The sequence below is a fragment of the Streptomyces beigongshangae genome (assembly GCF_019710745.1).
Taxonomy (GTDB): Bacteria; Actinomycetota; Actinomycetes; order Streptomycetales; family Streptomycetaceae; genus Streptomyces; species Streptomyces beigongshangae.
On the sequence record NZ_JAHKJW010000012.1, the window covers coordinates 91,694 to 102,665 of the forward strand.

The 10,972-nt window shown below is 67.9% G+C and carries 11 protein-coding genes; 4 read left to right on the forward strand and 7 right to left on the reverse strand.

The genetic code is table 11. From position 1 onward, the window contains the following. Positions 1-64: 64 nt before the first annotated feature. The gene (locus KM933_RS11930; protein ID WP_221351100.1) at positions 65-1,411 is read right to left on the reverse strand and encodes a lysine N(6)-hydroxylase/L-ornithine N(5)-oxygenase family protein; all 1,347 of its coding nucleotides are present in this window, start codon (positions 1,409-1,411) and stop codon (positions 65-67) included. Positions 1,412-1,633: 222 nt separating this feature from the next. On the opposite strand from KM933_RS11930, the gene ddaH reads away from it, so the two are divergent. The 4 genes from ddaH (at position 1,634) to KM933_RS11950 (ending at position 6,503) form a co-directional block, all read left to right on the forward strand. Next, positions 1,634-2,518 (forward strand): dimethylargininase, encoded by an 885-nt coding sequence (gene ddaH / locus KM933_RS11935; RefSeq protein WP_347355171.1) that lies wholly within the window; start codon positions 1,634-1,636, stop codon positions 2,516-2,518. Positions 2,519-2,707: 189 nt separating this feature from the next. Next, a complete protein-coding gene (locus KM933_RS11940; protein WP_308013355.1) occupies positions 2,708-2,953 on the forward strand; it encodes an MbtH family protein in 246 nt (81 codons plus the stop codon). Positions 2,954-3,066: 113 nt separating this feature from the next. Continuing rightward, entirely contained in the window at positions 3,067-5,694 is a 2,628-nt protein-coding gene (locus tag KM933_RS11945) for a non-ribosomal peptide synthetase (protein WP_221351101.1), read from the forward strand. Between the two features lie 32 nt (positions 5,695-5,726). After that, positions 5,727-6,503: a thioesterase II family protein gene (locus KM933_RS11950; RefSeq protein ID WP_308013356.1), complete on the forward strand. Its 777-nt coding sequence runs from the start codon at positions 5,727-5,729 to the stop codon at positions 6,501-6,503. 88 nt (positions 6,504-6,591) lie between these two features. On the opposite strand, the gene KM933_RS11955 is transcribed toward KM933_RS11950, so the two are convergent. The 6 genes from KM933_RS11955 to KM933_RS11980 are packed head-to-tail and all read right to left on the reverse strand — an operon-like array spanning position 6,592 to position 10,805. Continuing rightward, positions 6,592-7,851: a 3-deoxy-7-phosphoheptulonate synthase gene (locus KM933_RS11955; RefSeq protein WP_221351104.1), complete on the reverse strand. Its 1,260-nt coding sequence runs from the start codon at positions 7,849-7,851 to the stop codon at positions 6,592-6,594. After that, on the reverse strand, positions 7,848-8,123 hold the full coding sequence (locus KM933_RS11960; RefSeq protein ID WP_221351106.1) for a chorismate mutase: 276 nt from the start codon (positions 8,121-8,123) through the stop codon (positions 7,848-7,850). Before KM933_RS11960 ends, KM933_RS11955 begins: the two co-directional genes overlap by 4 nt. Before the next feature lie 55 nt (positions 8,124-8,178). Then, positions 8,179-9,150, reverse strand: a complete 972-nt coding sequence (locus KM933_RS11965; protein WP_221351108.1) for a quinone oxidoreductase family protein — start codon at positions 9,148-9,150, stop codon at positions 8,179-8,181. A gap of 26 nt (positions 9,151-9,176) precedes the next feature. Then, positions 9,177-9,923 carry an RraA family protein gene (locus tag KM933_RS11970; protein ID WP_221351110.1) on the reverse strand — a complete coding sequence of 249 codons (747 nt, stop codon included), beginning with the start codon at positions 9,921-9,923 and terminating at the stop codon, positions 9,177-9,179. Continuing rightward, on the reverse strand, positions 9,920-10,459 hold the full coding sequence (locus KM933_RS11975) for a type 2 periplasmic-binding domain-containing protein (protein WP_221351112.1): 540 nt from the start codon (positions 10,457-10,459) through the stop codon (positions 9,920-9,922). The genes KM933_RS11970 and KM933_RS11975 overlap by 4 nt, the downstream gene beginning before the upstream one ends. A gap of 16 nt (positions 10,460-10,475) precedes the next feature. After that, positions 10,476-10,805 (reverse strand): cupin domain-containing protein, encoded by a 330-nt coding sequence (locus KM933_RS11980; RefSeq protein ID WP_221351113.1) that lies wholly within the window; start codon positions 10,803-10,805, stop codon positions 10,476-10,478. Positions 10,806-10,972: the final 167 nt, after the last annotated feature.

A 10,972-nucleotide genomic window follows, 5' to 3' on the forward strand; every position in this document is an offset into this window, starting at 1 on the left:
GCCTGACAGAAGGCCGGGACCGGCGCCGGGGCACGGCGCCGGTCCCGGCCTCCGGCTTCGCTGCTCAGCCCCCTTCGTGACCGACCTCGACGGGGATCGCCCGGCCGGCACTCCGCCGCGCCAGACCGACGGAGATCGAGTCGGCGATCTCACCACTGCGTACGGCGATGTTCGACAGCAGTGACGAGGTGAGTCCGTGGGTGTGCTCGGTGCCGCCCTGGAGATAGAGCCCGCAGAGCAGTTCGGGACCGGTGGCGATGCGGTAGTCCCGCCCTACTCGGTACCGTCCGTCCTCGTCCCGCAGGCAGAGGCGGTCGAGGTCGCCGAGCAGGCCGGCGGGTTCCATCGCGTCGTAGCCCGTCGCGCAGACCAGGGCGTCGAAGTCCAGCTCGTACACGTCGCCGTCGAGTCCCGTATGGAGGGAGACCCGTGTTTCGGCGTCGGCGCGCTTGACGCCGGAGACCCTGGTCAGGTTCAGCAGGTGCAGTCGTTTGTCGCCGCGTACGTCGTCGTCGTACGAGCGCTTGTACAGATCCCTGATCACCTCGTCGTCGACGACCGAGTAGTTGGTGTTGCGGTGATAGCGCCAGAAGGACTCGCGCGTCCGGGCGGTTGCGAAGTAGTAGTCGTCGACCGCCTTCGGATCGAACACCTGGTTGGCGAAGGGCGTGTCGTCCGCCACGGAGTAACCGTACGAAGGGATGACGGCCCACACCTGGGCGTGCGGCAGCTCGTCGTAGAGGAAGCGGGTGATCTCGGCTGCGCTCTGGCCCGCCCCGACCACCGCCACGCGCCGTAGCTCCGCCGGATTCATCAGGCGGTACTTCTGCAGGAACTCGGAGCTGTGCCAGACCCGCTCGTCGCACTGCGTTCCGTCGGGCATGCTCGGAACGAGCCCCGTCGAGATGACGACGTTCCGTGCGTTGATCACCCGGGTGCCCCGGCCGGCGACGTCCCGGACCTCGACCTCCAGATGGTCGGCAGGCTGTGGACCCCCGTCCTGCGGCAGCCGGATCGACGTCACGTCGGAGCCGTATGTGACGAGGTGAGCCAGGCGTTCCTGCGTCCATTCCAGGTACTGGTGGAACTCCTGACGCGTGGGGAAGAAGTCCTGGTTGTTGACGAACTGGGCCAGCCGACCCGAAGCGTGCAGATAGGCGATGAAGCTGAAACTCGACGTCGGATTGCGGAAAGTGACCAAATCCTTGAGAAAGGATATCTGCATGGTCGTCGACGGCAGCAGCATATTGCGGTGCCAACTGAACGTGGGTTGACGTTCGAAGAAGGCGGCGCTTATATCCCGCCCCGGGGAGTCGGTCCGGCGCTCGTGCAGGGCGACGGCGAGCGACAGGTTGGACGGACCGAAACCGACACCAACCACGTCGTACGTCTCATGTTCACGGTTACCCATAGAGAATTCTCCGCATCCCTGGAGGACCACGTCCGAGCGATCTTCAACCACCGTCGGTCCAGGCCAACCTAGACCTGCCCAATGAATCATTCAAGGCGTTCGTGTCCTGTCGGCAGGACACGAATACAGGTGTAGATCCACGACGTTGTCCGTGTATATTCTTCCGATCACGGAAGTGTGATCGAGTCATCGTTCTCGGTCGAACGAGGAAAGGGGAACGGAGTGCGGCAGAACAGCAGCGGTGGAGGAACCACTCAGAAGCGAACCGCACGGCCACGCCACTATCTTATGTGCGAGCCGACCTTCTTCGACGTCTCTTATTCCATAAATCCGTGGATGGACCCCTCGCGCCCCACTTCCACAGAGCGCGGACTCACCCAATGGAAAACGCTGCACGACCTGCTGGTCGACCTGGGACACACGGTCGAGCTGGTGGAGCCCGTCGCCGGCCTGCCGGACATGGTGTATTCCGCCAACGGTGCGACGGTCGTGGACGGCCGTGCGCTGGTCGCCCGATTCCGTCACGAACAGCGGGCGGACGAGTCGGCGACATATCTGGAGTGGTTCCGGATACGCGGCTGGGATTTCCGGCAGGCAGAGTACGTCAACGAGGGCGAGGGGGACTTCCTGTATGCGGGCGACGTTCTCCTGGCCGGCACGGGTTTCCGCAGCGAACCGAAGGCGCACGGCGAAGTGCAGGAGTTCTTCGGCAAGCCGGTGCTAGGTCTGACACTGGTCGACGAAAGGTACTACCACCTCGACACAGCTCTTGCCGTGCTCGACGAAAATGAGATCATGTACAATCCCGGGGCTTTCTCTCCGCAGAGCAGGGCGTTACTTGCGGAACAGTTTCCCGATGCCATCCTGGCCGATGCGTACGACGCCGAGGTCTTCGGTCTCAACGCCGTGTCCGACGGCCTTCACGTGATCATTCCTCAGCAGGCCGAACGGCTGCCGGGCCAACTACGGGAACGAGGGTTCGTTCCCGTCGGCATTGACATGACCGAGCTGCTGAAAGGCGGAGGAGGTGCCAAGTGCTGCGTTCTGGAGCTCCGTGCACCTCTGGCGATTCCGCACAGTCCGAAGCGGGAGACCGAAAACGCGTAAATCATGACGATGACGCAGGAAAGGGCTCGTCGAGAACTTATGGCTGTCCTGGCGACGGGACAGTCGAGAGCCGGATCGGAATTCCTCGGGAAGTGTCATTCCGGTTGAGTGATCGCGATCGGACCGCTAACGTTTCGAATCGATCGGACTGTGCCCATTTGTTCTGAAACGCAATGAAAGGAATGACCGGTGAGCGGTGACAACCCCTTCGACGATGCCGACGGCAGATTCTTCGTGCTGATGAACGACGAGGAGCAGTACTCGCTCTGGCCGACGTTTGCGCCGGTTCCGGACGGGTGGCGGGTCGTTTTCGGCGAGGACGGCAGGCAGCAGTGCCTCGACCACATCGAGGAGCACTGGACCGACCTCCGCCCGCGAAGCCTTCGCGATGCCATGGCTGCGCAGGAGAGCCAGGGCGTTGATTCTGTCCGCTGAGTACGCGCCCGATCCGCGGAATGGGAGCGGAAGCCGTCCCCGGTGTTCGGATGCCTCCCAAACGCTGCCTGGCGGAATCACCGTGGGCAATGAGAGCGAAGGGAGAGGATGACATGTCCGAGGGTCTGCTGAAATCCGATGCATTGCCCGACGGCGATCCGCGCGGTGCCGGCACCGGTGAGGGGACGGGGCCGGGTGACCGGCTCACCGAGGCTCACCTCGCTGAACAGCATGCCTACTGGGCACATCGGCTCGATGGTCTTCCGGTACTGCGACTGCCGACCGACCGGCCACGGCCGACTGCGCCGGGCACGGCGCGCGCCGTCGCCGGGTTCCGGGTGCCTGCGGAGATCGTCGAGCAAGCGGACGCCCTGGCGAGCAGAGTCGGCGGAACACTGTTCACCGTCCTGCTCTCCGCGTCCCAGGTACTTTTCTCCCGCTACGGCAGGCAGCAGGACATTCCGCTGGCCACCATGGCGACCGGCCGTCTGCCGGGCCGTCCGGACGGCCGTTTCGCCAATGCCGTCGTCCTGCGGTCGGCCGTCCGGGCGGACGCCGCGTTCATGCGGTTGGCCGAACAGAACGTGCAGCTCGTCGAGGAAGCGATGGCCAACGCGGACCTGCCTTTCGCAGACTCCGTGAACACGTCGACGCCCAGTGGCACCGATCGTGGCTCCCCGCCCGCACCGGTGCTGGTGGTTCTGCGGGATGCCGGCGCGGCCGAGACGCCCCAGCCGTTCGACCTCACGATCGACTGCCGGCCGACCGGTACGGGTGAGCTTGCCGGCGCCCTCGTCTACGACCCGGAACTGTTCGAAGCGGCCACCGTCCAGCGGATGGCCCGGCACCTGACGGTGCTGCTGGCCGCCGCCGTGCGGGATCCGGTGACGCCGGTGGGCGACCTTCCTTTGCTGGGCGAGGAGGAGCGGCACGCACTGCTCGGCGAGTGGGCCGTCAACCAGGTGGACCTGCCGGTATGGCCCTGCGTGCACGAGCTGGTCGGTGAGCGGGCCCGGTCGCAGCCCGACGCGGTCGCCGTGGTCGCCGGCGCAGGCTCGACGACCTACGGACAGTTGGACACCGCAGCCAACCGACTGGCTCATCTGCTGGTGTCCGGCGGAACCCGGCGGGGCGGTGTCGTCGCCGTGTGCCTGCCGCGTGGCCCGGAACTGGTCACCGCACTGCTCGCCGTCCTGCGCGCCGGCTGCGCCTATCTGCCGCTGGACCCCGGGTACCCGGCAGAACGGCTGGGCTTCATGCTCGCCGACGCCGACGCGTCGGTGTGCGTGACGCAGAGAGGGCTGGTCGGGAAGTTGCGTGAGGCGACCGACGCCGGCTTCGTCGTGCTCGACGAGCTGGAACGGGAACTGGCCGCCCAGCCCGCCGTGCCGCCGGACCTCGCGGTCTCCGGGCGTGACGCGGCGTACGTGATCTACACGTCCGGCTCGACCGGCAGGCCGAAGGGAACAGTGGTCGAGCATCGTTCGATCACCCGGCTGTTGTGCGAGGCCGACTACATCCCGCTGCGACCCGATGACGTGGTCGCCCAGGGTGCCGATGCGAGCTTCGACGCGGCGACCTTCGAGATCTGGGCGCCGCTGGCCGCGGGCGCCCGGATGGTGGTCGTCGACAAGGACACGATGCTCGACCCGGTGGCGCTGACAAAGGCGCTGACCCGGTACCGCATCAGCACCCTGGTGCTCACGACAGCGCTGTTCAACCAGGTCGCCGCCGCGCGGCCCGATGCGTTCGCAACGCTGCGCCACCTGCTCTTCGGTGGTGAGGCGGTCAATCCGGACCGAGTGGCACAGGTGCTGGCGGCTGGTCCGCCAGGGCGTCTGATCCACAGCTACGGGCCCACCGAGACAACCACCTTCGCCACCTGGCACCTGGTGGAGCGGGTCGACGGGCACCGTACGGTGCCCATCGGCCGGCCGGTCGTGAACACCACCGTCCATGTGCTCGACGAACGGCTGAACCCGGTGCCGACAGGTGTGGTCGGTGAACTGTTCATCGGCGGGCCAGGGGTTGCGCGAGGATACCTGGCCCGTCCCGGTCTCACGGCGGAACGCTTCCTGCCCGACGTCTTCGGCACCGGACGGGGGGACCGGCTGTACCGCACCGGTGATCTGGTGCGGTGGTCGCCGCAGGGCACGCTGGAGTACGTCGGCCGGGTGGATCGTCAGATCAAGGTCCGCGGTTTCCGGATCGAACCGAACGAGATCGAGCTCGTGCTCCAGCAGCATCCGGAGGTCGAAGCGGCAGTGGTGATCGCACGCGACGACGGTGAGCACAAACGCCTCGTCGGCTACGTCCGCCCCGGGCCGGGGCACCGGCCCGAACCGGCCGCGCTGCGGGATTTCGTCGGGAACCGGCTCCCGGAGTTCATGGTCCCCGCGGCTGTCGTCCTGCTCGACGATTTTCCGCTCACCCCGAGCGGCAAGGTCGACCGGGCCGCGCTGCCGGCCCCGGAGCGTGTCGCGGACACCGAGGACCACGTCGCGCCTCGTACGGACGACGAGCGCGTACTCGCCGCCATCTGGGCCGATGTGCTCGACCTCGACCGCGTGGGGGTGACCGACAACTTCTACGAGCTCGGCGGCGACTCCATCCTGGGGATCAAGGTCGTCGCCAAGGCCCGGGCGGCGGGCGTGCCGATCTCGGCCAAGGCGTTGTTCCGCCTCCAGACCATCGCGGCGCTGAGCGACGAGGCGGCGGCGGACACCGCACCCGTCGACTGAATCCTGCTGGCTCCACATGCGCGGAGGGCATTGTGCGCACACAAAGACCTGGCCTCAAGGGACGTCTGGTTCCCGAGAACCGATACCTGTGGCGTGCGCGGCAGCCCGGGGCACGGCACCGGATCGTCTGCTTCCCCCACGCGGGCGGCGGCGCCAACGCGTATGCGAACTGGGCGCGCAGGCTGTCGGCCGACATCGAACTGGCGGCCGTGCAGTTGCCGGGCCGGCAGAACCGGCTCGCCGAGGACCCGATCACGGACGTGGGCCGACTGGTGAAGGAGATCGTCGCGGACCTGCGCCCCGCGTTCGACGGGCCGTTCTCCTTCTTCGGGCACTCCTGCGGGTCGCTGCTGGCCTACGAGGTGGCGAGAGCGCTGCAACTGCAGGGCGGTCCCCGGCCGAGCCGGCTGTTCGTGTCCGCGCAGTCCACGCCGGAGGTGATCTGGACGGGTCCGAAGCTGCACGACCTCCCTGAGCGTGAGTTCCACGCCGCCGTGCTCAGCCTCGGGGGATTCGACGAGGAGGTGAGCGCGGACCAGGAGGTCATGGACGAACTGGTACCGGTTGTCCTTGCCGACTTCCAGCTCTGGGAGAGGCACCACATCGCCCTCGTGCCCCCGCTGGACTGCCCGATCACCGCTCTGGTCGGGCAGTCCGACTGGCGGGCGCCGCTGGAAACCGTCGAGGGGTGGAGCGAGTACACCTCGGCACCGTTCACGACCGAGGTCTTCCCCGGCGGTCACTTCTACCTGACCGAGCAGGGCAACAACGTCCCCGGGTTCGTGAGCCGGACCCTCCTGGGGACGTAGCACCACCGGCCGGACCGGAACCGGCAAAGACGCCGCACGGGCGGATCCGCCCGTGCGGCGTCTTTGCCGGTGGACCAGGGAAGTGCGTTCAGCCGAGCGTGACGGCGTCCCGCATCAGTTCCGTCCTCGGACGGAGCAACGGTGCGGCCAACCGGGCCAGTTCCAGGGCCTGGCTGCCGTTGAGCCGGGGGTCGCAGGCCGTCTCGTACCGCAGGTCGAGACGGAACTCACGTCCCGGCACCTGGGCGTCCATGCATTCGGTCACGTCACGGCTGGTCAGCTCCAGGTGCAGGCCGCCCGGGTGAGTGCCCAGTGCCTGGTGGACCGCGATGAACCCACGGACCTCCGTCCAGATCGCCTCGAACCGACGGGTCTTGATGCCGTCCGCGGTGGTGAAGGTATTGCCGTGCATCGGATCACACACCCAGATCGCCGGCGAGCCGAGGGTGAGCGCCTCGTCGACGAGAGGGGGCAGCAGGTCGTGCACCGCACTCGCGCCGAGGCGCGTGATGAACGCCAGCCGGCCCGGCTCCCGGTGCGGGTCGAGCAGCTCGACCAGTTCCGCGACGTCCGTGCGGGTCGCGGTCGGTCCGAGCTTGACCGCCACCGGATTGCACACGCTCGCCGCGAAGGCCACGTGCGGCCCGTCGGGCTGCCGGGTCCGCTCACCGATCCACAGCAGGTGACCGGACAGGCCGTACTCCCGCCCGGAGACCGGCACGGCCCGGGCGAGTGCCCTCTCGTACGGCAGCAGCAGGGCTTCGTGGCTGGTGAAGAAGTCGCCGCCGAGATCGGTGAACAGCGTGTGGTTCCTGCTGCGGAGCCGCCGGATGTCGGACAGGACACGGTTCGCAGCCCGGTACGCCGCGAGCAGACGTTGCGGGTTCGGGGTCCGGCCCCTGGCGTCGAAGCGCAGGTCGTTCACCGCGTCGCCCCGGTAGACGGGCAGTACCCGGTCGCCTCTGGTCTCGGTGTACGTCGAGCGCGGTTTCGCGTACTGCCCGGCGAGCCTGCCGACGGTGAGTGTCGGCAGCCCGGAGCCGGAGGACAGCACTGCGGCCATGTCCGCGAGGCAGCGCAACTTGTCCCTCGTCGGTTCGATCAGCGGCCCCGCGAACAGCTCCGCGCAGTCGCCGCCCTGGAGCAGGAACCCCTCGCCCCGAGCCACCGCGGCAAGGCGCAGCCGGAGTTCGTCGCAGTCGTCCGGTGACACCAGCGCGGGCAGGCTGCCCAGCGTACGCACCACCTCCGTCAGTTCGCCCGGCTCGGGCCAGTGCGGCTGCTGGTGCGCCCCGGGCGCGTACGGCGGGTCGGGGGCACTGCGCGCGGTGCTTGCCGCGGCGGTCACGACCGGCAGACCCGCAGGACGGCGGTGGCGACCTCGTCGCCACCGTCCCCGAAGGAGGAGCGGTACACCCGTATGACGTCACTCTCCCGATCGGCGTCGGTCCGCGGCCCGTCGGCCTGCAGACGGGCCTGCTGGATGCGCTGGGACACCTCACGGCGCATCCGCAGCAGGCTGATGATGCCGAGGTCGAGGTTGTCGATGTCGGTACGCGCCTGCCCTGCGGACAGTCGGATGTGCAGTTCCGGGAACGCTTCGTTCCCTGAGTTCAACACGCCTTGCCCCCTTGTGTTGTGCTGTTGCCATGGGTCGGATGCGCACGGTCCCCGGTCAGGGAGTCAGCAGCAGTTTTCCGATGGTGCGGCGCTGCTGGAGGTCCGCCTGCGCGGTGCCGGCGTCGGCCAGCGGGTAGAGCTGTCCGACGTGGACGTCGAGATCGTCCTGGAGGATCCAGGAGAACACCGCGGCACTCCGGGCCTGGAGTTCGTCGGAGGTCGCGATGAAGTCGGGGAGGTAGGGGCGGGTCAGCTTGATCGAGCCGTGTGTGCCGGTGCTCAGGTCGACGGGCGGTACCTTGCCGCTGGACTGTCCGTAGAGGACGAGGGTGCCCCGGGGACGCAGGGAGGCGATGCTGCCCTCGAAGGTCGTCCTGCCGACCGCGTCGTAGACGACGTCCACCCCCTCGCCGCCGGTGAGTCTGCCGACTTCGGTGACGAAATCGGTCTCCGTGTAACGGATGACCTCGTGCGCCCCCGCCTGCCGGGCCGCCTTCTCCTTCGCCGCGGTGGACACGGTGCCGACGACGCGGACGCCGAGCGACCGCAGCACCTGGGTGAGCAGCAGCCCGACGCCGCCCGCTGCGGCGTGCACCAGGGCCGTCTCGCCTCGCTGTGCGGGATGGCTGTCATGAATGAGCGCGTGGACCGTGAGCCCTTGCAGCAGCACTGCTGCGGCCTGTTCCGCGCTCACTCCCACGGGCACCCGGACGACGCGGTCGGCGGGCAGCACCACCTGTTCGGCGTAGGCGCCGGGCACCGGCACGTCAGCCGTGGCCACCAGATCGCCCACTGCGAGGCCGCTGACGTCCGCCCCCGCGGCCGCCACGGTCCCCGCCAGCTCACGTCCGGGGACGTACGGCAGTTCGCGTGGGTAGAGGCCGCTTCGTTCATAGGTCTCGTGATAGTTGACGCCGATGGCGGCGACATCGACGAGCACGTCGCCGGGGCCGGCGACCGGGGGAGCCCACTCGGTGGGTGTCAGCACCTCGGGTCCGCCGTGCCGGTGTACCACGACCGCGCGCATTGCGGCCTCCTTCTCTGGTGTCAGGACTAGATGGTGCCGACCTCGTCGATGATGCCCGGCAGCCGCTCGCCGGCCCGGATGCGCCGCAGGACGTCCTGCTCGGTGCGACCGGTGGCCGTGGCGGCGGCCAGCACCTCGTGCAGCCGTGCCGCCGGCACCACCACCGTGCCGTTGCCGTCCGAGAGGACCCAGTCGCCGGTGCGCACCAGCACGTGATCGATCAGGCATGTGCTGCCGACCGACTCGACGCGGTACGCACCCTGGGTGTCGGTGGGGACGAAGTTGCTCGCGACGACCGGACGGGTGCTCTGCCCGACGACGTCCCGATCGCGGACGGCGCCGCCCAGCACCATCCCTTCGAATCCCAGCTGTTCGAGCAGATAGGTCGTGGACAGACCGCCCGCGAGCGCGGCGTCGGTGACCAGCGGCCCGGAACCCGCGACGTAGACCATTCCCCGCCCGTCGATGACCTGGGGCACCAGGAAGTCACGGACCTCCTGCCAGGTGCTCGGCGAGGCCGCCACGATGCTCGCGCCCTTTCGCACCGCCACCCAGCTGACGGTGTACGCGGCGCCGAAGAACATCCGGTGATCGCCCGACACCCGGTGCAGTCGCGGGTCCAGCACACGGTTGGTGATTCCCAGCGCGTCCAGTACGTCCGCGACGGCAGGAGTGGAGACACCGTGCTCGTGCACCGCTCTCGCCAGCAGGGCGTGGGTTTCGTCGAGCGGTGCCCCGGTGCCGGCCCGCTGGACGCCGGTGTCCGCGGTCACAGCGTGGTCCCGTGGGGTACGTGGATACTGAAGCCCATCTGCACCGGACCGAAGTCCTCGACGATCTCGAGACCGTTCGCCTCGGCGGCGACACCGGTGGTGATGCACGCGTCCGCCCCGCCGGCGGAGCACCCCAGCGCGGCCGCGGCGTTGCTCGTCACGAACCGGATGTCGTAGCCGCGGTTCTCTATGAGGTCGACCGGCGCGGGGTGGCTCAGCACCGTCCGCAAGGGACTGCCCTCGCGCGCGGCGAGCACCATTCGATGGGTCGGCATCATGAAGCATTCGTGCAGCGACATCGACTTGAGGTTCCGGAAGACGATCTCGTTGAGCTTCGGGTAGACGACGCAGCCGAGCAGTACGCTGTCGGACGGGTCGGCCATGACGCCGTCGACCGCGTTTTCCAGAGTGTCGTACAGGACGACGCTTCCCTGCTTGTAGTCGTGCTGCTTCAGATAGTGGTGTGCGGCCGCTTCGCAGTTCGTGCCGGTCGGCCCCAATGTGTGGACGTTCAGATGGCGATCGTTGTTCGGCATGAACGTTCCCTTCGCTTCAACGTCGGTAGTCCTCGCGTACGGGATGGAAGATGTCGATTCCCCGGGCGGCGGTCCGCGCACGTGCGGAGTGGTCGACACCGCCGGGGATGACCACGGATTCGCCCGCCCCGAGCACGACGACCTCTTTGTCGACCGTCACCTCGAACGTGCCCTCCAGGCAATGGACGATCTGCTCGTGGGGGTGCTGGTGAACCGGCACGTCGCCGCCCTGGTCGAACTGCCACAGGGTGACCGTCATCGTGTCGCCGTGAATGAATTCGACACGTCCCTTCGGGAACATGTCGGTAATCACCGATGTGCCGGAACGGTGCTTCTTCGCTGCCATCATCACTCCTGTGGTGGGCGCGGCGTGATACCGCCGGAACAATTCTGGGGGAGTTTTCCTCGAAGGGGTCAAAGAATTTCGAAGAGGGGGCGAAATTCTCATATGTGTCCCCTGGGTTTATGAGGAGAGCGTACCGCCGGGTGTCCCGGCAACGGGACACCCGGCAA